This is a genomic window from Kineosporia corallincola, assembly GCF_018499875.1.
Taxonomy (GTDB): domain Bacteria; phylum Actinomycetota; class Actinomycetes; order Actinomycetales; family Kineosporiaceae; genus Kineosporia; species Kineosporia corallincola.
In genome coordinates, this window is the sequence record NZ_JAHBAY010000003.1 from 168,117 (window position 1) to 190,337 (window position 22,221).

Sequence of the window (22,221 nt, forward strand, 5' to 3'; positions counted from 1 at the left end):
GCCGGTCACGCCGCGCTGCCGCCGCCCTTCCCGCCCCTGACGGGATGGCAGGGTATGTCCATGGTCTACAACGGAGAAGTCACCGCCGGAGGGCCCGCGGACGTCCGCGAACTCCCCGACGCGGTGATCCGGAAGGCGAGCGTCTCGCCCCAGGACAACAACGCGTACCTGATCACCTGCCGGCGGACCGGGGACCAGCTGCTCATCGACGCGGCGGACGACGCCGACCGGGTGCGCGCCCTGATCGGCGAGGGCGGTGGCCCCCTGCGCGGCATCGTCACCACCCACCAGCACTGGGACCACCACCGCGCGCTGGCCGAGATCGCCGGTGTCACGAAGGCGGCGACGCTGGCCGGCGAGGACGACGCGGAGGCACTGCCGGTGCAGCCCGACGTGCGGTTGCGGCACGGCGACGCGGTTGCGGTGGGCGAGCTCACCCTCGACGTGGTGCACCTGCGGGGCCACACACCCGGATCGGTCACCCTGGTGCTGACCAGCTCCGACGGCAGCGTGCACGCGTTCACCGGTGATTCCCTGTTCCCCGGCGGGGTCGGCAACACGTTCGACGACAAGGAGAACTTCGCCTCCCTGCTCGCGGACGTCGAGGAGCGGCTGTTCGGGGTCTACCCGGACGAGACCTGGATCTACCCGGGCCACGGCAAGGACACCACGCTCGGCGCCGAGCGCCCGAACCTGCCGGAGTGGCGCGAACGAGGCTGGTGACTCCCCGCGGGGATCATGGGCTTTCGTCGATGCCGAGGCCCGTGATCCCCGCTCAGATCGAAGAGAAGACCAACGGTACGGAATTGTCGTATCATTGATCCCATGCCGACGTCGCAGACCACCCCCCGGTCCCTCAGAACGGACGACGACACGGCGCTGCGCACGGCCATGATCCAGGCCGCCACCCGGCTCCTGGCCGAGTCCCCCGACCACGACATCGCCACGCGCGCCGTCTGCGAGGCGGTCGGCGTCACCCAGCCCCGGCTGTACCGGCTGTTCGGTGACAAACGCGGCCTGCTCGACGCGGTGGCCGACGCCGGGTTCGAGCGGTACGCCGAGCAGAAGGCCCTGCTGGAGAAGACCGGCGACCCGGTGGCCGACCTCTACGCCGGATGGGACGACCACCACCGGTTCGCAGCGGCCAATCCCGCTCTCTACCAGTTGATGTTCGCCCCCCGCCCGCAGTCGCACAGCGAGGCCCGGCGCCGGATCCTCGGCCTCCTGGAGGCGTCGCTGCTGCGCTGCTCCGCCGTCGGCGCGCTCCGGGTCGACGTGAACCACGCCGCCCAGCTGATCCTCTCGGCCAACGTCGGGGTGGCCCTCAACCGCATCGCGCAGCCCGGCCTGTTCGACGAAGAGCTGTCCCACCGGGCCCGCGACGCCGCGTTCGGCGCCGTGCTCGCCGCCCCCATGGGCGACAGCACCGCCGACCCGGTCGGCGACGCGGCCCGGCAGCTTCACTCGCAACTCGCCCTGACGGGCAGCGACGCCCTGGAACCGGCCGAGGAGTCCCTGCTGGAGCGCTGGCTGGAACGCATCGTCGAACGCGGCACCGGAGAGATCAACGGATGAAGGTGAACAGCCTGCGCGACGGGTCCAGACACCGGGAAGCAGATCGGCTTCCGACGGGTTGCCCATGATCGGTGCCCGGCCGGCCGACCGGGCACGATCGCACGTGGAAAGGCAGAAACCTTATGGCAGTGGCCGACAGCGGCACGATCGGGCTCGGTGGCAAGCAGGTCCACCGACTCGGATTCGGCGCGATGCGCATCACGGGTCCTGGTATCTGGGGCCCGCCGACAGACCACGACGAGGCAGTGCGGGTGCTACGCCGGGCTGTCGAGCTGGGCGTCACCTTCATCGACACGGCCGACTCCTACGGCCCCTACGTCTCCGAGGACCTGATCCGGGAGGCGCTGCACGACGGCACCGGTTACGGCGACGTCGTCATCGCCACCAAGGGCGGCCTGACCCGCAGCGGTCCCGACGTGTGGCCGCCGCTGGCCCGCCCCGAGTACCTGCGCCAGTGCATCCTGATGTCGATGCGCCGCCTGGGGCTGGAGCAGATCCCACTGTGGCAGCTGCACCGGATCGACGCGAAGACTCCGCGCGAGGAAACCTTCGGCGAGATCAGCAAATTCGTCGACGAGGGCCTCGCCCTCCAGATCGGCCTGTCCGAGGTCAGCGTCGAGGAGATCAAGGCCGCACAGGCCGCCGGCCTGCCGGTCGCCTCGGTTCAGAACCGCTACAACATGGGTGACCGCCGGGCCGAGGACGTGCTCGACTACTGCGAGCAGCAGGGCATCGCGTTCATCCCGTGGGCCCCGGTCAACGCGGGGTCGCTGGCCCGGCCGGGCGGTCCGCTGGAGAAGGTCGCCGGGCATCACCCGGGGGCCACCACCTCACAGCTGGCCCTCGCCTGGTTGCTGCGCCGCTCGCCGGTGATGGTGCCGATCCCCGGCACCTCGTCGGTGTCGCACCTGGAAGAGAACCTCGGCGGCGCCGACATCTCCCTCAGCGACGACGAGTTCAAGACCCTCGCCGACGCGATCTGACAAGAACAGAACGGTGGACGGCGAGGAGCCCGCGCGGCCCTCGCCGTCCACCCATTCACCGCAGCACCGCGACGAACTCCTCGGCCGTCACCGGCACCGAGAACATCGGGAAGTCGAAACGCAGGGCGTTGTCGTGCGCCTCGATGGAGGTGGCCGCCATGCAGTCGGACAACGTGATCACCCGGTAGCCGTTCTCGTAGCCGCTGCGCATGGTCGACTCGACGCAGCAGTTGGTCAGGAAACCACCGAGCGCGATCGTGCGAATTCCCTTGCTGCGCAGGATGAAATCCAGGTTGGTGCTGGCGAACGTGTCGAGGCCGCGTTTGCCCTCGACCACGATGTCACCGGTCTGTGGGGCCAGGTCGTCGACGATGGCGGCGCCCCAGGCACCCTTCACGAAGGCCTTTCCGTCGACCACGCCCCTGAGGATGCCGTAGGGGTGTGAACTGATCTCGCGATAGCCCTCGGCGAACGTGATCGGCGCGTGCATCACCGTGACGCCGGCGGCCCGTGCCGCCCCGGCCACGTTCTTCGTCTTCTCCAGCATGCCGGTGCTGCGCATGACCGGTGCGACGGCATCGTGCAGCACGCCGCCCTCACTGGTGAAGTCGTTCTGGTACTCGATGAGGACGAGGGCGGTGGTGGCCGGGTCGGGAGAGGTGTCGAGCGCCATCGGGTCTCCTTGGGTTGCTCCGTCGAAACCTGAAAACTTTTTGGGGCCGCGGGACAACCATAGGCCTGGGTCGTTGCGTTGTTTGGGGTGACGGCACGGGAGTTGGTGGGGGATCAGGATGATCAGAACGGGTAGGGCGGCCGCACGCGCGGCGTCGGTGTTGGCAGCAACACTGCTGGCGGTGCTGGCCCTGGCGGCGTGCGACGGTTCCACGGGCAGCACTCCAGGCGGCGCAACAGGCAGCACAACGGGCAGCGCTTCGGGCAGCGCTTCGGGCAGCGCTTCGGGCAGCGCTTCGGGCAGCGCTTCGGGCAGCGCTTCGGGCGGTGGAGCCACGCCGACGGCTCCGACCGACGGCTCCGCGCCGGTGCTGTCCGACAGCGGCATCGGCGACCTGGAACTGGGTGACAGCCTGAAACAGGCCAGAGCTCTGGGGTTCGTCGGCGAGAATGCCACCTCCGAGGTCGACGGCGAGGTCTGCGCCCAGTACCCGGGTGAGAAGGGCCTGGAATGGCTGTATTTCACCGATGACCAGCTGATCATCATCGCGGCGGGGCCGACGGTCCGGCTCGACACCGGGGTCGGGGTGGGCGACACGTTCGCTCAGCTGAACGATGCCTACGGCGACCGCATCAGTGGTGAAGACAGTGGCCTGGCCCGGCTGAACCTCACCGCGCCCGATGCTCCCTTCCCGGCGTTCTACCGCGTCGGCATCGACACCTCGTACGCCTTCCGCGATTCGAAGATCATCGACATCGCGCTCCAGTCGATCGAGCAGGGATGCTACGAGTAGCCATGACGGCCTCCCGCGACCCGGAACCGTCACGCAGCAGGCCATCCGGCCCTGAACGGGCCCGCCCCGCAGCCGCGCAGTCCCCGACCATCAGCCCCACGACCATTCACTCCACAGCTGCACGGTCCACGGCCCTGCGCTCGGCCGACGACCTCACGGTGCGGCGGAACGAAGTGCTCGACGAGAGGAGCACCGGCGACGGCGGCGCGGTCGATTTCGCCGATTACGTCACCGCACGCCTGCCCGACCTGCTGCGGCTCGGGCACGCCCTCACCGGGAACCCGCACGACGCCAGCGATCTCGTGCAGGACGTGCTGGAGAAGGTCGGGGTCCGCTGGAAGACCCTCCAGCGACAGGGAGCGAACATCGACGCCTACATACGCCGCGCGATGGTCAATGCCCGCACCAGCCGGTGGCGGCGCCGTCGCCGCGAGACTCTGGTGGCGAGCGCGCCCGACAGCACGGTCGCGCCACATGACCGCTTCGACGACGAGCCGCTCTGGCAGGCCCTGGGAACCCTGCCGGCCAAGCAGCGGGCGGTGCTGGTGCTGCGCTACTACGAGGGCCTGAACGAGTCCGAGATCGCCGACGCCCTGGGCATTTCCGCGGGCACGGTGAAGAGCCACGCGTCGCGCGCCATGGCGGCGCTGCGCAAGAACCTGTCCACCACGCCGGAGGGGGCCTGATGAGTCACGACCAGCTCGACGATCGTCTCTCCGCGCTGTTCGACGGCCCGGCGCTCGACCTGCCGACCCGCGACGACGCGGCCGACACCGTCCTGGGCCGGGTACGCCGGGCCAGGCGACGCCGGCGGGCTCTCAAGGCGGGTGCCCCGGCACTGCTCGCGGTGGTCGCCCTGGTGACCGGGCTGACCGGGCTGACCGTGACCCTGCACGACGACGATCCCCCCGGGCCCGGTCCGGAGGTGCTCACCGCCAGCGGCATCGGTGGCCTGAACATCGGCATGAGCGTCGACGAGGCCGAGTCGGCCGGGCTGATCCGCAGGCCGGAAGACGGCACCACGGTGAAGGTCTGCCAGGAGTATCCCGGCACCGGGACGGTGAAGGCGGCGTTCGCGCTGAACGGGGTCATCGTGCGCATCGTGGTCGACGCCTTCAGCGACACCCCCGAGGGCATCCACCTCGGCGACACCTACACCGACCTGGAAAAGGCCTACCGGTCAGGCGGGAACCTGCACCGGGTGAACGCCGAGAAGGTCCGGGTCGATCTGGGGGCAACCAGGTACGAGTTCACGCTCGAAGCCCTGGAACCCCGCGATTCAGCGGGTCGGCTGCCCGCCGTCATCGGCATGGAACTCACCAGCACCACCCAGACATGCTGACGACCTCAGCCCGGCACGCCGTCCCAGACCGTGACCTGGAGCGCCAGCTCGTCGGCCCGGCCGGCCCCCTCGCCCACACGCAACCAGGCGATCCGCCCGTCGGAGGTCCGCAGGCAGAACTGGTCCCCGGGGAACACGTCAAGGGCAGGGTAGCCCTCGCGGCCGGCCTCCACCCGGGCGGCGCAGCGCTGGGCGGCACCCTCGGGCATGCCCTGGTCGATGTACAGGCTTCCGTCGTTCGCCGACAGCCCGTTCTTCCTGGACCAGTACATGTCCAGCGCACTGGATTTCGGGCCGGTGTGGGTGGGCGATGCCTCGTCCACGTCGATGCCGAGACCGCTGTCGACGGTGACCGGTCCCTCGAAGAGCACCACCGGCCGGTCGGCTGCCGCCGGGTTGTCCCTGCCGGAACCTCCGCCGGCGGGGTCGGAGGTGGGCCGCCACGGGGTGAGGGGCCGGCCGGTGCTCGCGGGGTAGGTGTCGTTGTCGTCCGGTGTCCGGTCGCCCAGCATCACCGTCGAACCCCACACGATGGCCACGAGCACCGCCAGGGTGCCTCCCGCCACGAGAACCTTGATCGCACGCCCCTGTCGCGACCCGTCCGAGGCGTCGGCCGAAACACCGCTCGAAACACCGGGCGGCAGAACGGGTAAGGCACCGGGCAGAGCGCCAGGCCCAGCGCCAGGCGGCGGAGCAGCCGACGATCCGTCGGGAGAGGACTGGCCGGAAGACGTGTGCTGGTCGCTGCGGCGTGGTGACGTCACGCGTGGGGGTCCTCTGTTGTTCGGATGGTGGTTCGGAATCAGGTGAAACAGCTGCACGGGCGCAGAGAATGAGCCCGGCCGGCCACCCCGGGGGTGAGGTCGGAGTGGCCGGCCGGGCTGCTGACCGGAGCCGGGGCCGAACCCGGCACGGTCGTCATCAGGCGGAACCGATCGGGAGCACCCGATCAGAAGGGGTCAGAGGGAACCCGGCTCAACCTGTCGGAACCGGCTGCGCCGGGCCGGTTTCAGTTGACGGTGACAGTGGTGCTGGCCACCACGTTACCGGCGACCGAGGCGGTGACGACGTACTCCCCCGCCACCTTGATCCGGAACTTCACCTTGGCCTCACCGCGCTTGTTCACGGTGTCGGTGTCGCCGTAGACGGCGTCACCACCCGTCAGCACGGCCTGCACCGACACCGTCGTGCCGGGCTCGAGACCGCTCAGCTCGTAACGGAAGCTGTCCCCGGCCTGGCCGTCCGTCGGGCCGCTGATCGCGGCGTCCGGCACCACGAAGTCGACCCGGGCCCGCTCGTCCAGCGCGCAGTCCACGGTGCGCACCCGGGCGCGGTGGCGCCCCGATCCGGCGGCCACCGTGATCGTGGCGGTGGACTGCCCGGCCGGGACCAGCTGCGACACCCCGTCGACGGTGACGAGCGCACCGCACCGGCCGTCGTTGTTGCCGAGCGTCAGGGTGACGACGGAGTTGCCGTCGCCGTCCGGACCGGTGGCCGAGGCGGACAGGGTCAGCGGCACGCCGGACGGGTAGGCGTAGGCGACACCGGCCGCCCCACCCCCCAGCCCGACGATGGCCGCGACCCCTATGGCGGCGGACTTACGACTGATTCTTCTCTGGGTCATGACTCGCTGGTCCCCTCTGATGCGGGAGGCGGTCGGAGGCAGGTTCATCCCCCGACGACGGATGAGGTCTTGCAGGCAGTCAGCGGTTTCGCGCTGCTGGTGGCCGGCTTCACCATGGGCTGGCTGAGCACGACCGGGATCTGCCCGGCGTCGTCCTCGACGACCGGGGTGGACATCACGACGTTCACCGTCCGGGTCTGGCCGGCAGCAATCGGAATGCTGAGCCGCCAGACCGGATGGTTGTTGTCCGTCCCGGTGACCGGGACCGTCGTCGTGCCGTCCAACTGGGTGAGCACGGCGCTGCTCCCCACCGGTCCGTAGATGTCCAGGACGATCCGGTTGCTGCCGTCACGAACCGCCTTGCCCGTGTAACCCCGCTGTATGAGGTCGGTCCGGACGTTGACGTAGGACGGCAGCCCTTCCCCATCCTTGGGAGCCGTGTTGTCCAGGGTGACCGAGATCTGGCCCACCCTGGCGCTGTTGATGCAGGTGCCGGGATCGTAGCGAGTGTCCACCTGCAAGTAGGCGTCCATCTTGTTGCCACCGCCGTTGTTGATCACGGCCATGGCGAACGGTCCGGGGTCGCCCGGGATGGTGCCGGAGATGCTGAGCTGCTCCAGCTGGGACTCGACCTCGTCGTCGTTGGCCCAGAGCAGGAGCCGGCGCTCGCGAATCGGCTCACGCAGAGACTTGATCAGCGTCGGGAGGCTGAACTCGCCCTTCGAGAACTTGCCGAACACCGCCTCGACCAGCTCGGTGGTGACCGCGTCGACGTCGCCGGGGTTCTGCCAGCGCGCGTACACACCCTTGCTGAGGAAGTTCACCGCATTGGACGAATCCACGGTGACGTCACGGACTTTCACCGGACCGGTGGCCGCGAGCATGGCGGCCACCACGTTCTGGTCGACCCCGGCGACGAAGTCCGCCTGCTGGTCGGTACGCGCGTGCCACCCGGAGGCGGCCAGCTCACCGGTGTGCGGAAAGTGCGGGCTGGCGTTGAATCCGGCCCACTCGGTGAGGTCCTTGCCGTAGTGCGCGCGCAGACTGGACGGCACCGCCGAGGCCGGGATCAGCGGCCCCCGGTCGAGCTTGCCGCGGGACTCGGCGTCCGCCAGCCGCATCCGCCCGTCCTGGGTGCGCAGCTCGGCGAAAGCACCCACCAGACCACCGGTTCCACGTGCCTCGGCGTCCTGCTGGAGCAGCACGATCCAGGTCTTCTCCTGATCGGCCCCGAGCATGCCGGGCAGCTGCTCGAGCAACGGCACGGCGTCGGCGAACGGACCCCTGGCCGACTTCAGCGCGGCGTTGAGCGTGGTGACGCCGTCGGCGACCTCGGGGCGCAGCCCGGACGGGTCGAGCTCGTTCACCCTGACGGCGCCGGAGGACACCGCGGCGGACAGCTCCGGCATGGCGTCGGCCATGGCGCGCAGCGCCGTCACGTCCAGCTGCCCCTGATCACCGGCGCTGCCGCTGGGATTGAGCCGGGGCAGCGCCTGCTCCAGCGGGCGGGCGGCACCGGTGATGTCGGCCATCACCGCGCTGACCTCACGCGCGGCCCGCAGGTCACGGCCCAGCACGGGCACGTAACCGGCCGCGCCCCAGACCGGGTCGCCGGTGAGACGGTGCGCGCGCTGGGCGTCGGCACGGACCCGGGTGAGCGTCTCGCCGGCGGCGGTCAGGTCGTAGGCCTGGAGCTGCGACTGCAACGTCTTGCCGTCCACCCGCAGTGCCTCGACCGCACTGCGCGCCTCACGCGCCCGCACCGCCAGCCAGGCCCCCGCCCCCACGATCGCGAGCACGCCGAGGGCGGCCACCACCACCCATGGCCTCCGCCCGCGGAGCCACGGCAGCCGGCCGCCCGGATTTTCTTCGCTCACTCGCCTCCCCACGGCGCGAGTCTGACACAGAGTGAAGGCATGAACACTCTTGGTCCAACGCTTATGGGCCGAACATCCGAGGCGACCATGAGCGACACGCCGGGGGGCGCCGGTCTGATCGTCGTCCTCAAGCCCCTTCGGCACAGGGGAAACATGCATGAGCAGCCGGGATGGCCACGCTGCCACCGGTCCGGCCCCCACCTGGGCACGCGCGACCGCCGGCGGCTGCGGACGCGACAGCCATGAAAGCGCCTCGCGGGTAGTAACGGCCAGTCACCACTAGAGGGGGCCGTGTTCCAGCCTTGTTACGTCACTGAACCGCTTCACGACCCCCTCTCCCCATCCCGCTTCGCGCGCCCTAATCTGCGGACAAGGACGTGAGAGAGGAAGTCGAGTTCATGACGAACGGCATCGGCCGTGAGCCGGGCGACGTGCTGGACCTGCTGGTCGTCGGGGGCGGCGTGATGGGTCTGTTCACCGCCTACCAGGCGACCCACCAGGCAACCCTGCGGACGGGCACGCGGGCCCGGGTGGCGGTCGTCGAGGTGGGTGAGATCGGCGACCCGATGACGGCGTCGTTCGGCCGCACCCGCTCCTACCGGCGCGACTACCTGGACGCCGCTTACACCCGCTTCGCCGACGAGGCGATCCGGCTCTGGACCGATTTCGAGACCGCCACCGGCACCGGTGTGCTGGTGCGCTGCGGCTGCATGAACATCGCCAGCACCTCGATCACCCCCGACCTGGACCGCACCTACGCCTCGCTGAGCACCGCGGTGCTGAACCGGCTGGGCATCCCGGTCACCTCGTACGACACCGCCGGCATCGCCGGGCAGTACCCCTACCTCAGGGCCGACCTGGCCGACCTGGATCCGGCGGGCGGCCTGGTCGATCTGCGCACCGTCACCGCGACCTTGCTGAAATCGCTCTCGGCAGAGGGCGTCACGGTGCACGAGCGCACCACCACGACCAAAATTGTGGACGACGGTGAGCTCCTGACGATCACCACCTCGGCCGGCACCCTGACCACGCGCTCGCTGGTGATCACGGCCGGGCACGGCACCAACGACGTCCTCTCCCTGCTCCCCGGCAACCGGTTGCGGGTGCCGATCACGAAGGACCGGCCCAGCGAGGCGCGGTACTACACCCCCACGCCGGAGACCCGGCACCTGTACACGTCCGACCGGATGCCGGTGATGGCCTACCTCGACACCGGGATCTACCTGCACCCGATCGTCGAGGGGGTGGCCGACGCGGTGAAGATCGGCTTCTACAACCCGCCGGACATGCCACGCGGCACCACGAGCGTCAACAGCGTCGGCGACTTCGTCGAGCAGTGCATGCCCGGCCTGCTGGAGGCCACGTCGGTGCCGGTGACCGACACCGACGGCTGCGACTACGACCTGGTCGCCGACGACGACTTCGTGCTCGGGCCGGTGCCCGGCTTCCGCAACGTGTTCGTCGGCGTGGGCTGGCGCGGCACCGGCTACAAGTACGCACCCTGGGTGGGCCGCGTGCTGGCCGAGCTGTCCTGCCAGGAGGGCACCGTCTACGACGTGGCCCGCTTCACCCCCTCGCGTTTCGCCTGAGAACTCTTGCCAGAGAAGGAGCACCGATGAACCGACCCAGTTCCCGCAGCTTCGCCGAGCGGCTCGCCGACGGCGTGATCATCGGCGCCGAGGGCTACGTGTTCGAGCTCGAGCGGCGTGGCTACATCAAGGCCGGCCCCTACGTGCCCGAGGTGATCCTCGACGAGCCGGACGCCCTGCGGCAGCTGCACCGCGAGTTCCTGCGGGCCGGCGCCGACGTGATGGTGGCGCTGACCTACTACGCGCACCGGGAGAAGCTGAAGGACGTCGGCCGCGACGGTCAGCTGGAGGAGCTGAACCGGCAGGCCGTGCGCATCGCCAACGAGATCGCCGCCGAGGGCGGGGCCCTGGTGGCGGGCAACATCTGCAACACCTGGTCGTACGACCCGGCACGCCCGGTGGAGTCCGGCGCCGTGGTGCGGGACCAGTACCTCGAGCAGCTCACCTGGGCCGTCGACGAGGGCGTGGACTTCGTCGTCGCCGAGACCAACGACTTCGTCGGCGAGGCGCTGATCGGCCTGGAGGTGTGCCAGGAGCTGAACCTGCCGGCCGTGGTCACGTTCGCCAGCGTGCAGCCGGAGAAGACCTACGACGGCTACGACTACGTGGACGCCTGCAAGCGCCTGGCCGACGCAGGTGCCGCCGTGGTCGGGTTCAACTGCTCGCGCGGTCCGGAGACCCTGATGCCGATGCTCGAGAAACTGCGTGCGGCAGTGGACATCCCGATCGCGGCCCAGCCGGTTCCCTACCGCACGAACCCGGCCACGCCGGCGTTCGAGTCGCTGACCTCGGCCGACGGCGGGCGCGCGTTCCCGATCGCCCTGGAGCCCTTCTCGCACACCCGGTTCGAGATGGCCGAATGGGCCCGGCGGGCGGCCGATCTCGGGGTGTCGTACATCGGGATCTGCTGTGGCGGTGCACCGCACCACGTGCGCGCGATGGCCGAGGCGCTCGGTCGCGAGACCCCGGCCAGCCGCTACTCCCCCGCCCTCGACCTGCACCCGGTGCTCGGCACTCCCACCGACACCTCGGCGCAGGACGTGATGGGCGACTGGAGCGCGGCCTGATCAGCTGCGATCAGGCCGCTCAGACGGTGGGCAGCGTGAGGATCTCGGCGCCGTCCTCGGTGATCGCCACGGTGTGCTCACTGTGGGCGGTGCGGCATCCGGTCGCGCTGCGCAGCGTCCACCCGTCGGCGTCGGTGACCAGCTTGGCGGTGTCGACCATCACCCACGGCTCCAGGGCCAGCAGCAGGCCGGGACGCAGCTTGTAGCCGCGGCCGGGCCGGCCGGTGTTGGGCACGTGCGGGTCCTGGTGCATGGTCGAGCCGATGCCGTGCCCGCCGAACTCGACGTTGATCGGGTACCCGGCCTCGGTGAGCACGGTGCCGATGGCGTGGGAGATGTCACCGATGCGGGCGCCCGGCCCGGCCGCCGCGATGGCCGCGGCCAGGGCCCGCTCGGTGGCCTCGATCAGCGCGACGCTCTCGGCCGGCCGGGAGTCACCCACGATGAAGCTGATGGCGGAGTCGGCGGCGATGCCGTTCTTGGAGACGGCCAGGTCGAGCGTGACCAGGTCACCATCGGCCAGCTGGTAGTCGTACGGTTTGCCGTGCAGCACGGCGTCGTTCACCGACGTGCAGATGTAGTGGCCGAAGGGGCCGCGGCCGAACGAGGGCTCGTAGTCGACGTAGCAGGACTCGCCCCCGGCCGCGACGATCATCTCCTGGGCCCATCGGTTGATGTCGAGCAGGTTGGTGCCGACCTCGCTGCGCTGTTTCGAGGTGTGCAGGATGTCGGCGACCAGGGTGCCGGCCGCCCGGGCACGCGGCAATTCGCTGGGGGTCAGGATCTCGATCATGAAGTGCCTCTACTCGTGCATCCAATAAATATCCCGGTCATATTATCCCGGTACTAGAATCGGCGTCATGGTCAGGTTGCCGCTCACTCCCGAAGAGGTAGAACGTGGGCAGCGCCTCGGTGCTCTCCTGCGGCGCGCCAGGGGCGAGAGGTCCATGCTGCACACCGCTCTCGACGCCGGGGTCTCCCCCGAGACCCTGCGCAAGATCGAGTCCGGCCGGGTCGCCACCCCTGCCTTCCCCACCATCGCCGCGATCGCCGACGTGCTCGGCCTCTCGCTCGACGAGGTGTGGTCGCAGATCAACCGGTCGGACCCCGCCGGGCTCACGGGAGAGCAGCGCCTGGCCTCGTAACGCGCGGCACCGGCCAGACCACCCGCACAACCACGACCGGTTCCTGCCCCGCCACCGGATCCTGCACCCACCGGTTCCTGCACCCACCGGTTCCTGCACCCGCCGCCTGGTCCCGCACCCGCCGCCGGATCCTGCCCCACCACCGGTCCCGCACCAGCCGCCGGTTCAGTCCTCGGCCGCCGGTTCAGTCCTCGGCCGCCGGTTCAGTCCTCGGCCGCCGGAGGCAGGTCGGGCAGCAGGATCAGCTCGGTCACCGGCTCCCAGCGCTGCCGGGTGACGTCGGTGTGGTGGGGCAGGCAGGCCAGCACGACGTGGAACGGAACCGGTGGGCGGTCCCACCACTCCCCCAGCTCCACGGCCGTGCTCCATTCCCGGGCGGCCATGCGCAAATGATCGGCGAACGTCTCGAACTCGGTCTGGTCGTCGTCGGCCAGCACCTGCTCCGGCTCTTTCAGCACGAGCACGTGCCCGCCCTGCTGCGGGATCCAGTCCAGGTCGGACAGGCAGTCGCCGAACGCCGGCCAGTTCTCGCCGAAGTACCACGGAAACTGGAGCGCCGCCGCGAACTCGTCGAACAACCCCTGCCGGGTGCGGCACTTGCGCCCGCGCACCGTGCGCACCACCAGCCCGGCCTCCGACCAGCCCCACTGCGCGAGCGCGTGCGAGCGCTCGCCGGCCGGGCGCAGCAGGGGGCGCAGCACCTCCTCGGCCCGCAGGAGGATTGGCGAGGGCTTCATCGCCGCCCATCGTCTCAAGCCCGTCACCCCGCGCGGGCCCGGACGCACGGATGGAGTAGCCGGAATTCTGGCCAGCCACGCGCCCCCTCACGCCAGGCGCCCCCTCACACCGCGCGCCCCCTCACACCGCGCCGGTGTCAGGCGTTGGCCGCCTTCATTCCCCGCAGTTCCTTCTTCAGTTCCTGGATCTCGTCGCGCAGCCGCGCCGCCAGCTCGAACTGGAGCTCGGTGGCCGCCGTGTGCATCTGGGCGGTGAGCTGCTGGATCAGGTCGGCCAAATCGGTGGCCGGCACGTTCTCGACGCCGGCCGCGCGGGCCTTGGCACCGGCCGCGCTGCTCATGCCCGGCACCGGCGCCTTGCCCCGGCTGCGCTGCCGGCCGCCACCCCCGAGCAGTTCCTCGGTGTCTTCGTCCTCGCGGGAGATCAGGTCGGTGATGTCCTGGATCTTCTTGCGCAGCGGCATCGGGTCGATGCCGTGCTCGGTGTTGTAGGCGACCTGCTTCTCGCGCCGGCGGTTGGTCTCCTCGATGGCGTACTCCATCGACGGGGTGATCTTGTCGGCATACATGTGCACCTCGCCGCTGACATTTCGCGCGGCGCGGCCGATAGTCTGGATCAGCGACGTGGACGACCTCAGGAAGCCCTCCTTGTCGGCGTCGAGAATGCTGACCAGCGACACCTCAGGCAGGTCGAGTCCTTCACGCAGCAGGTTGATGCCGACCAGCACGTCGAACTCACCCTGCCGCAGCTCGCGCAGCAGCTCGACCCGGCGCAGCGTGTCGACCTCGGAGTGCAGGTAGCGCACCCGCACCCCCTGCTCCAGCAGGTAGTCGGTGAGGTCTTCGGACATCTTCTTGGTGAGCGTGGTGACCAGCACCCGCTCGTCCTTCTCGGCGCGGTCTCGGATCTCGCCGAGCAGGTCGTCGATCTGGCCCTTGGTGCGCTTCACCACGATCTTGGGGTCGATCAGGCCGGTGGGGCGGATGATCTGCTCCACGTAACCGTCGGCCCGGCCCAGCTCGTACTTGCCCGGGGTGGCCGACAGGTAGACGGTCTGGCCGATCCGGTCCTGGAACTCCTCCCACTTCAGCGGGCGGTTGTCCATGGCGCTGGGCAGCCGGAAGCCGTGGTCGACCAGCGTGCGCTTGCGCGAGGCGTCACCCTCGTACATCGCGCCGATCTGCGGCACGGTGCTGTGCGACTCGTCGAGCACCAGCAGGAAGTCGTCGGGGAAGTAGTCGAGCAGACAGTTGGGGGCACTGCCGACCGGCCGCTCGTCCATGTGGAACGAGTAGTTCTCGATGCCCGAGCAGGAGCCGACCTGGCGCATCATCTCGATGTCGTAGGTGGTGCGCATGCGCAGCCGCTGGGCCTCCAGCAACTTGCCCTGCCGCTCCAGCTCTTCCAGCCGCTCGCCCAGCTCGATCTCGATGTTCGCGATGGCCCGTTCCATCCGCTCGGGGCCGGCGATGTAGTGCGAGGCCGGGAAGATGTACATCTCCTGCTCCTCGTGCACGATCTCGCCGGTGAGCGGGTGCAGCGTGTAGATGCGATCGATCTCGTCGCCGAAGAACTCGATGCGCACCGCGAGCTCTTCGTACATCGGGATGATCTCGACCGTGTCACCGCGCACCCGGAAGGTGCCGCGGGTGAACGCCAGGTCGTTGCGGGAGTACTGCATCTGCACGAACTGCCGCAGCAGCACGTCGCGGTCGAGCTCCTGCCCGACCTTCACCGTGACCATCTGGTCGATGTACTCCTGCGGGGTGCCCAGGCCGTAGATGCAGGAGACCGTGGCCACCACGACCACGTCGCGCCGGGTGAGCAGCGAGTTGGTGGCCGAGTGCCGCAGCCGCTCGACCTCCTCGTTGATCGAGGAGTCCTTCTCGATGTAGGTGTCGGTCTGCGGGACGTACGCCTCAGGCTGGTAGTAGTCGTAGTACGAGACGAAGTACTCGACGGCGTTGTTGGGCAGCAGCTCACGGAACTCGTTGGCGAGCTGCGCCGCGAGGGTCTTGTTCGGCGCCATCACCAGGGTGGGCCGCTGCACCTGCTCGATCAGCCAGGCCGTGGTGGCGGACTTGCCGGTGCCGGTGGCGCCGAGCAGCACCACGTGCTGCTCACCGGCGTTGACGCGACGGGCCAGGTCGGCGATGGCCGTGGGCTGGTCGCCGCTGGGCTGGTACTCCGAGACGACCGTGAACGGTGCGACGGTGCGCTTGAGATCGGTGACTGGCCTCATGATGACTACCGTAAGCGCCACCACCGACAGTCTTGTTCCGCCTACTGCCGCAACGGCTCGATCCGGTCTCGCCAGCAGGCGTCCACCTGGGCCAGGGTGGCCGCGAGCGACCCCGAGTTGTCCAGCACGACGTCGGCGATCGCTGCCCGCTGCTCGTCGGTGGCCTGGGCGTGCATGCGGGCCTCGGCGTCCTCACGGCTCATCCCGCGGTCGTCGACCAGCCGCCGGATGCGCTCCTCCAGCGGCGCGTACACCACCATGACCAGGTCGTACGTGGCTCGGTCCGGGTTCTCCGCGAGCAACGGCACGTCGTACACCAGCACCGCGCCGGCCGGTGCGGCCCGCACGATCTCGGCCATCCGCGCCGCCACCCGGGGGTGCACGATGGCGTTCAGCCGGGCCAGCTTCTCGTCGTCCGCGAAGACGATCCTGCCGAGGGCGGGCCGGTCCAGGCTCTCGTCGTCCCGGAGGATCTTCTCGCCGAACACGGACACGATCTCGGCCAGGCCGCTGGTGCCGGGCTCGACCACCTCGCGGGCGATCAGGTCGGCGTCCATGATGATCGCGCCGAGATCGGCCAGCCGGCGGGACACCGTGGACTTGCCGGCCCCGATGCCTCCGGTGAGAGCGGTTCGCACCATGGGCCGCAGTGTAGAACGCCGGAAGCCCGGCCCCTCCGTGAGGAGGGACCGGGCTTCCGGATCAGGCAGAACCGCCGACGATCAGGCGCCGCCGGTCAGCTTCTCGCGCAGAGCAGCCAGCGCCTCGTCGGTGGCGAGGGTACCCTCGGCCGCCGCCGGCTCGCTGGAGTAGCTCGAGCTCGAGCTGCTGGCCGGAGCCTCGTCGACACCCGCGGCGCGGGCCTCGGCCTCGGCCACGCGAGCGGTCTCGATCTGGGCGCGGTGGGCTTCCCAGCGCTCGTGGGCGGCGGCGTACTGCTGCTCCCACTCCTCGCGCTGCTTCTCGAAGCCTTCCAGCCAGTCGTTGGTCTCCGGGTCGAAGCCCTCGGGGTACTTGTAGTTCCCCGCCTCGTCGTACTCGGCGGCCATACCGTAGAGAGCCGGGTCGAACGTCTCGGCACCCGCACCGGAGCCGGCCTCGTTGGCCTGCTTCAGCGAGAGGGAGATCCGACGACGCTCCAGGTCGATGTCGATGACCTTGACGAAGATCGGGTCGTTGACCTGGACGACCTGCTCCGGGATCTCCACGTGGCGCTCGGCCAGCTCGGAGATGTGGACCAGGCCCTCGATGCCCTCGTCGACGCGGACGAACGCACCGAACGGCACCAGCTTGGTGACCTTACCCGGCACGACCTGACCGATCGCGTGGGTACGGGCGAACTGCTGCCACGGGTCTTCCTGGGTCGCCTTCAGCGACAGGGACACGCGCTCGCGGTCCATGTCGACGTCGAGGACCTCGACGGTGACTTCCTGGCCGACCTCGACAACCTCACCCGGGTGGTCGATGTGCTTCCAGGACAGCTCCGAGACGTGCACCAGACCGTCGACCCCACCGAGGTCGACGAAGGCGCCGAAGTTGACGATGGAGGAGACCACACCGGAGCGGACCTGGCCCTTCTGCAACGTCTGCAGGAAGGTCTGGCGCACCTCGGACTGGGTCTGCTCGAGCCACGCACGGCGGGACAGGACCACGTTGTTGCGGTTCTTGTCCAGCTCGATGATCTTGGCCTCGATCTGCTTGCCCACGTAGGGCTGCAGGTCACGGACGCGACGCATCTCAACCAGCGAGGCCGGGAGGAAGCCGCGGAGCCCGATGTCGAGGATCAGACCACCCTTGACGACCTCGATCACCGTACCGGTGACGATGCCGTCCTCTTCCTTGATCTTCTCGATGGTGCCCCACGCACGCTCGTACTGGGCACGCTTCTTCGAGAGGATCAGGCGCCCCTCCTTGTCCTCCTTCTGGAGAACAAGAGCCTCGACCTCGTCGCCGACGGTGACAACCTCGTTGGGGTCGACGTCGTGCTTGATCGAGAGTTCACGCGAGGGGATGACACCCTCGGTCTTGTAGCCGATGTCGAGCAGCACCTCGTCGCGGTCGACCTTGACGATCGTGCCAGAGACGATGTCGCCGTCGTTGAAGTACTTGATCGTCTCGTCGATGGCGGCGAGGAAGTCGGCCTCGCTGCCGATGTCGTTGATCGCGATCTGCGGGGTGCTCGCCTTTTCGGCCGTGCTGGTGGTCATAAAGTAGGGGCTCCGATGCGGACTGTTGAATAGATGGGACATGGACACCGGCGCAAGGACTCCCAGACCTTCGGGAGGACCTCAGGAGCGCTCGAACCGGTCGGTGTTACCTCGGCCGATCACGAACGACGGATGAGCCTAGTTGCGCCTTCCTTAGCCTATCCCCCGCGGGAAGGCGGGGCAAAGCCGCTCCCACGCCGACACGCCCGGGTCCGGGACGCGCCCTGACCATCGACCCCCTGGCCGCGGCCGTGGGCCCCGATGCCGGCCCCGGACGCACGGGGACCTGGGCCCGAACCACGAACGCGAGCCGCCGGCGTCCATACGCTTGGATGCCGCCATGACCGCACCCGATCTGCGCACCGCCGGCTACCGCGACGCCGGCCCCGAGGAGAGCGCCCGGGCCGGGCGCTCCTGGTGGGACGAGAACGCCGCGGAGTACCAGCTGGAGCACGCCGGCGACCTGACCGGTCGGCTGGTCTGGGGCCCGGAGCTGCTCGACGAGGCGGACGCCGGCCTGCTCGGCGCGGTGGCGGGCCGGGACGTGCTCGAGGTGGGCGCCGGCAGCGCCGACAGCAGCGCCTGGCTGAAGAGCCAGGGCGCCCGGGCGGTCGCCACCGACATCTCAGCCGGGATGCTGCGCGCGCACGACGCCGCGCCCACGGCTGCCACCTCTCCGACGGCGCTCCCGGCCCGGGTGGTCGCCGACGCCCGCGTGCTCCCGTTCGCGAACGACTCCTTCGACATCGTCTTCACCGCCTACGGCGCGCTCCCCTTCGTCGCCGACCCGGAACGGGTGCACGCCGAGGTATCCCGGGTGCTGCGCCCGGGCGGGCGCTGGGTCTTCTCCGTCACCCATCCGGTGCGATGGGCATTCCCCGACGACGGCGGTGAGGGCGGACTCACCGTCCGCCGTCCCTACTTCGACCGCACGCCCTACGTGGAGACCGACGATCGCGGCGTCGTCAGTTACTCCGAGCACCACCGCACGATCGGCGACCGGGTGCGTGAACTCGCCACCGCCGGGTTCCGGCTCGTCGACCTGGTGGAGCCGGAGTGGCCGGACGGCGTGGACCGGGTCTGGGGTTCGTGGAGCCCCCTGCGCGGCCGGCTCATCCCGGGCACCGCGATCTTCGTCGCCGTGCTGGAGCACCCCACCAAGTTGTGACCCTGCGTTCGGCGGACCGCGTCAGTGCGCGGCCTCGTGCCACGAGCGGCCCACGCCCACCGACACGTCGAGCGGCACGTTCAGCGATGCCGCACCGGCCATGCCCGCCCGCACCAGCTCCTCGACCTGCTCGCGCTCGCCGGCCGAGACCTCCAGCACGAGTTCGTCGTGCACCTGGAGCAGCATGCGCGAACGCAGGCCCTGCTCACGGAGTTTGCGGTCGACCTCGAGCATGGCGACCTTGACGATGTCGGCGGCCGAACCCTGGATCGGCGCGTTCAGGGCCATCCGCTCGGCCATCTCACGGCGCTGCCGGTTGTCGCTGACCAGGTCGGGCAGGTAGCGGCGGCGGCCGAGGATGGTTTCGGTGTAACCGGTGCGGCGGGCCTCGTCGACCACTCCGCGCAGGTAGTCGCGCACCCCGCCGAAGCGGTCGAAGTAGTCTTCCATCAGGGTTTTCGCCTCGTCCACCGGGATGTTCAGCTGCCGTGACAGGCCGAACGCCGAAAGACCGTAGGCCAGGCCGTAACTCATCGCCTTGATCTTGCTGCGCATCTCGGCGTTGACGTCGGCCGGCTCCACCGAGAACACCCGGCTGCCGACGAAGCGGTGCAGGTCCTCGCCGCTGCGGAAGGCCTCGATCAGGCCCTCGTCCTGTGACAGGTGCGCCATGATGCGCATCTCGATCTGCGAGTAGTCGGCGGTGAGCAGGCACTCGAAGTTTGGCCCCACGACGAAGGTCTCGCGGATGCGCCGGCCCTCCTCGGTGCGCACCGGGATGTTCTGGAGGTTGGGCTCGGTGCTGGACAGCCGCCCGGTGGCCGCGATGGTCTGGAGGTAGGTGGTGTGCACCCGGCCGTCGTCGCCGACCGCCTTGAGCAGGCCCTCGACGGTCTGCCGCAGCTTGGTGGCGTCGCGGTGACGCAGCAGGTGGGCCAGGAACGGGTGCTCGGTCTTGGCGAAGAGGTCGGCCAGCGCCTCGGCGTCGGTGGTGTAACCGGTCTTGGTGCGCTTGGTCTTCGGCATGTCGAGCTCGTCGAACAGCACCACCTGGAGCTGCTTGGGCGAGCCCAGGTTGATCTCCTTGCCGATCGCCTCGAACGCCTGCTTGGCGGCATCGGCCACCGCGGCGGCGAAGTAGCTGTCCAGGGCTCCGAGGGCGTCCTGGTCGATGGCGATGCCGTGCTGCTCCATCACCCGCAGCACGCCGAGCAGCGGCAGCTCGACGTCGGTGAGCAGGCCGGAGGCGTTGCGGGCGGCCAGGTCGGACTGGAGCGCGCCCCACAGGTCGATGACCGCGCGGGCCCGGACCATGGCGAGGTCGGCCTCGTCCGGGCCGGCGGTGTCGTCCATGTCGAGGGTGAGCTGCTGGTTGACCGGCGCCTCCTCGGCCTTCAGTTGCCGGCCGAGGTGCCGCACGGTGAGGTCGGCGAGGTCGTAGCTGCGCTGGTCGGGCAGGCACAGGTAGGCGGCCAGGGCGGTGTCGCCGATGATGCCCTCGACGGCCAGGCCACGGTCGGACAGCGCCGTGAGCGGGCCCTTGGCGTCGTGCAGCACCTTGGGCCGGGAGGCGTCGGCCAGCCAGGCGGTGACGGCGGCGAGCGCCTCGGCGTCGGCCTCGACCAGGTCGACGTAGGCCGCCGGGCCGGGTTTGCCGGGGGCGGGCTCGGGTGCGGCGACGGCGATGCCGGTGGCGTCGCCGTGCCCGGCCTTCCAGCTGCCGAGCACCGTGACCCCCACCGCTGCACCGGTGTTCGCGGTCAGCCAGCTGGCGACGGCCGCACCGGTGAGCTTCTCGGCGGCCAGGTCGAAGCCCTCCTCGGCCTCCGGCTCGGGCGAGGCCAGGGTGGCGAACAGGCGCTCGCGCAGCACCCGGAACTCCAGGCCGTCGAAGACCTGGTGCACCTCCTCACGGTCCCAGCCGGGCAGCTTGAGGTCGGCCGGGGCCAGCGGCAGTTCGACGTCGCGCACCAGCTGGTTGACCTGGCGGTTGATCAGTACCTGGGGCAGGTTGTCGCGCAGGGCCTGCCCGGCCTTGCCCTTGATCTGGTCGGCGCCGGCCACGATGCCGTCGAGGTCGCCGTACAGCCCGACCCACTTCGCCGCCGTCTTCGGGCCGACCCCCGGGATGCCGGGCAGGTTGTCGCTGGTCTCGCCGACCAGCGCGGCCAGGTCGGGGTAACGCTCGGGCGGCAGGCCGTACTTGGCCTCGACCGCCGCGGGCGTCATGCGGGACAGCTCGGAGACGCCGCGGGTGGGGTACAGCACCGTGACGTTGTCGCGCACCAGCTGGAAGGTGTCGCGGTCGCCGGAGCAGATCAGCACCTCGTAGCCGGCCTCACCGGCCTGGGTGGCGAGGGTCGCGATGATGTCGTCGGCCTCGAAACCGGGTTTCTCCAGCACCGGCACGCGCAGCGCGGCCAGCACCTCCTTGATCAGCGAGACCTGCGGACCGAACTCCTCCGGCGACTTGGACCGGTTGCCCTTGTACTCGGCGTAGGTCTCGGTGCGGAAGGTCTGCCGGGAGACGTCGAAGGCGACGGCGACGTGATCGGGCGCCTCGTCACGCAGCACGTTGATCAGCATCGACGTGAAGCCGTACACGGCGTTGGTCACCTGCCCGGTGGCGGTGGAGAAGTTCTCCACCGGCAGCGCGTAGAAGGCGCGATAGGCCAGCGAGTGCCCGTCGATCAGAAGAAGCCGTGGCCGGGTGCCAGCCCCAGGAGTCGTTGTCTCACTCACGTCTGACACCCTATGGCCCATGTCCGACAACCTTGATTCCCCGACGGCCGGTGGTGCGGTTTTCGCCGCCGCGCTGCACGAGAGAATGGGCATCGAGCTGGTCGAGGCGACCGCCCGGCGCACGGTCGCGACCATGCCGGTGGAGGGCAACACGCAGCCGTTCGGCCTGTTGCACGGCGGGGCGTCGGCGGTGCTGGCCGAGACCGTCGGCTCGGTCGCGGCGAACGTGCACGCCGGCACCATGGGCCTGGTCGCCGTCGGGCTGGAGATCAGTGCCACCCACCACCGGGGCGTGCGCTCCGGCGTGGTCACCGGCACCGCGGAGGCGGTGCACCTGGGGCGCAGTACCGCGACCTACGAGATCGCGATCACCGACGAGGCCGGCCGCCGGGTCTGCTCGTCCCGCCTCACCTGCATGCTCCTGCCCGATCCGGCGAAGAAGAGCTGAAATCATGG

Annotated in this window: 21 protein-coding genes; 11 read left to right on the forward strand and 10 right to left on the reverse strand. The window is 69.8% G+C overall.

From position 1 onward, the window contains the following. Window positions 1-60: 60 nt before the first annotated feature. From KIH74_RS07960 to KIH74_RS07970, 3 genes are all read left to right on the forward strand, one after another. Window positions 61-723, forward strand: coding sequence for an MBL fold metallo-hydrolase (locus KIH74_RS07960; protein ID WP_214155160.1), 663 nt, complete (start codon window positions 61-63; stop codon window positions 721-723). 102 nt (window positions 724-825) lie between these two features. Continuing rightward, on the forward strand, window positions 826-1,575 hold the full coding sequence (locus tag KIH74_RS07965) for a TetR/AcrR family transcriptional regulator (RefSeq protein ID WP_214155161.1): 750 nt from the start codon (window positions 826-828) through the stop codon (window positions 1,573-1,575). A gap of 122 nt (window positions 1,576-1,697) precedes the next feature. Beyond that, window positions 1,698-2,558: an aldo/keto reductase gene (locus KIH74_RS07970; RefSeq protein WP_214155162.1), complete on the forward strand. Its 861-nt coding sequence runs from the start codon at window positions 1,698-1,700 to the stop codon at window positions 2,556-2,558. 55 nt (window positions 2,559-2,613) lie between these two features. Here the strand turns inward: KIH74_RS07970 and KIH74_RS39165 are convergent, their stop codons facing one another. Further along, the gene (locus tag KIH74_RS39165; protein WP_246572010.1) at window positions 2,614-3,231 is read right to left on the reverse strand and encodes a cysteine hydrolase family protein; all 618 of its coding nucleotides are present in this window, start codon (window positions 3,229-3,231) and stop codon (window positions 2,614-2,616) included. 367 nt (window positions 3,232-3,598) lie between these two features. Here KIH74_RS39165 and KIH74_RS07980 point away from each other — a divergent pair, with 367 nt between their 5' ends. The 3 genes from KIH74_RS07980 to KIH74_RS07990 all read left to right on the forward strand — a co-directional run bounded on the left by KIH74_RS07980 (window position 3,599) and on the right by KIH74_RS07990 (window position 5,366). Beyond that, window positions 3,599-4,024, forward strand: coding sequence for a hypothetical protein (locus tag KIH74_RS07980; RefSeq protein WP_214155164.1), 426 nt, complete (start codon window positions 3,599-3,601; stop codon window positions 4,022-4,024). A gap of 158 nt (window positions 4,025-4,182) precedes the next feature. Continuing rightward, window positions 4,183-4,710, forward strand: a complete 528-nt coding sequence (locus KIH74_RS07985; RefSeq protein ID WP_214155165.1) for a SigE family RNA polymerase sigma factor — start codon at window positions 4,183-4,185, stop codon at window positions 4,708-4,710. Next, window positions 4,710-5,366, forward strand: a complete 657-nt coding sequence (locus KIH74_RS07990) for a hypothetical protein (RefSeq protein WP_214155166.1) — start codon at window positions 4,710-4,712, stop codon at window positions 5,364-5,366. Before KIH74_RS07985 ends, KIH74_RS07990 begins: the two co-directional genes overlap by 1 nt. A gap of 5 nt (window positions 5,367-5,371) precedes the next feature. Here KIH74_RS07990 and KIH74_RS07995 read toward each other — a convergent pair whose 3' ends face one another. From KIH74_RS07995 to KIH74_RS08005, 3 genes are all read right to left on the reverse strand, one after another. Beyond that, window positions 5,372-5,932: a hypothetical protein gene (locus KIH74_RS07995; RefSeq protein WP_214155167.1), complete on the reverse strand. Its 561-nt coding sequence runs from the start codon at window positions 5,930-5,932 to the stop codon at window positions 5,372-5,374. A gap of 443 nt (window positions 5,933-6,375) precedes the next feature. Continuing rightward, window positions 6,376-6,990: a hypothetical protein gene (locus KIH74_RS08000; protein WP_214155168.1), complete on the reverse strand. Its 615-nt coding sequence runs from the start codon at window positions 6,988-6,990 to the stop codon at window positions 6,376-6,378. Between the two features lie 44 nt (window positions 6,991-7,034). After that, window positions 7,035-8,810: a DUF4012 domain-containing protein gene (locus KIH74_RS08005; RefSeq protein WP_214155169.1), complete on the reverse strand. Its 1,776-nt coding sequence runs from the start codon at window positions 8,808-8,810 to the stop codon at window positions 7,035-7,037. Window positions 8,811-9,265: 455 nt separating this feature from the next. On the opposite strand from KIH74_RS08005, the gene KIH74_RS08010 reads away from it, so the two are divergent. Together KIH74_RS08010 and KIH74_RS08015 are read left to right on the forward strand one after the other, a co-directional pair. Continuing rightward, window positions 9,266-10,456, forward strand: a complete 1,191-nt coding sequence (locus tag KIH74_RS08010; RefSeq protein WP_214155170.1) for an NAD(P)/FAD-dependent oxidoreductase — start codon at window positions 9,266-9,268, stop codon at window positions 10,454-10,456. Between the two features lie 26 nt (window positions 10,457-10,482). Then, a complete protein-coding gene (locus tag KIH74_RS08015) occupies window positions 10,483-11,523 on the forward strand; it encodes a homocysteine S-methyltransferase family protein (protein WP_214155171.1) in 1,041 nt (346 codons plus the stop codon). Window positions 11,524-11,542: 19 nt separating this feature from the next. Here the strand turns inward: KIH74_RS08015 and map are convergent, their stop codons facing one another. Further along, window positions 11,543-12,316, reverse strand: a complete 774-nt coding sequence (map, locus tag KIH74_RS08020) for a type I methionyl aminopeptidase (protein ID WP_214155172.1) — start codon at window positions 12,314-12,316, stop codon at window positions 11,543-11,545. 67 nt (window positions 12,317-12,383) lie between these two features. On the opposite strand from map, the gene KIH74_RS08025 reads away from it, so the two are divergent. After that, window positions 12,384-12,668 carry a helix-turn-helix domain-containing protein gene (locus KIH74_RS08025; RefSeq protein ID WP_214155173.1) on the forward strand — a complete coding sequence of 95 codons (285 nt, stop codon included), beginning with the start codon at window positions 12,384-12,386 and terminating at the stop codon, window positions 12,666-12,668. Between the two features lie 203 nt (window positions 12,669-12,871). Here the strand turns inward: KIH74_RS08025 and KIH74_RS08030 are convergent, their stop codons facing one another. The 4 genes from KIH74_RS08030 to rpsA form a co-directional block, all read right to left on the reverse strand. Further along, window positions 12,872-13,405, reverse strand: coding sequence for a barstar family protein (locus KIH74_RS08030; RefSeq protein ID WP_214155174.1), 534 nt, complete (start codon window positions 13,403-13,405; stop codon window positions 12,872-12,874). Between the two features lie 137 nt (window positions 13,406-13,542). Continuing rightward, window positions 13,543-15,648, reverse strand: coding sequence for an excinuclease ABC subunit UvrB (uvrB, locus tag KIH74_RS08035; protein ID WP_214155175.1), 2,106 nt, complete (start codon window positions 15,646-15,648; stop codon window positions 13,543-13,545). Window positions 15,649-15,689: 41 nt separating this feature from the next. Next, on the reverse strand, window positions 15,690-16,289 hold the full coding sequence (coaE, locus tag KIH74_RS08040) for a dephospho-CoA kinase (RefSeq protein ID WP_214155176.1): 600 nt from the start codon (window positions 16,287-16,289) through the stop codon (window positions 15,690-15,692). Window positions 16,290-16,370: 81 nt separating this feature from the next. Continuing rightward, window positions 16,371-17,855, reverse strand: a complete 1,485-nt coding sequence (gene rpsA / locus KIH74_RS08045; RefSeq protein WP_214155177.1) for a 30S ribosomal protein S1 — start codon at window positions 17,853-17,855, stop codon at window positions 16,371-16,373. A 340-nt stretch (window positions 17,856-18,195) separates the two neighbouring features. On the opposite strand from rpsA, the gene KIH74_RS08050 reads away from it, so the two are divergent. Then, the gene (locus KIH74_RS08050; RefSeq protein ID WP_214155178.1) at window positions 18,196-19,023 is read left to right on the forward strand and encodes a class I SAM-dependent methyltransferase; all 828 of its coding nucleotides are present in this window, start codon (window positions 18,196-18,198) and stop codon (window positions 19,021-19,023) included. A 21-nt stretch (window positions 19,024-19,044) separates the two neighbouring features. On the opposite strand, the gene polA is transcribed toward KIH74_RS08050, so the two are convergent. Then, window positions 19,045-21,786, reverse strand: coding sequence for a DNA polymerase I (gene polA, locus KIH74_RS08055; RefSeq protein ID WP_214155179.1), 2,742 nt, complete (start codon window positions 21,784-21,786; stop codon window positions 19,045-19,047). Between polA and KIH74_RS08060 the strand changes: the two genes are divergently transcribed. Beyond that, complete coding sequence (locus tag KIH74_RS08060; RefSeq protein ID WP_214155180.1) at window positions 21,785-22,213, forward strand: hotdog fold thioesterase; 429 nt, start codon at window positions 21,785-21,787, stop codon at window positions 22,211-22,213. The two genes, polA and KIH74_RS08060, sit on opposite strands and share 2 nt — an antisense overlap. Window positions 22,214-22,221: the final 8 nt, after the last annotated feature.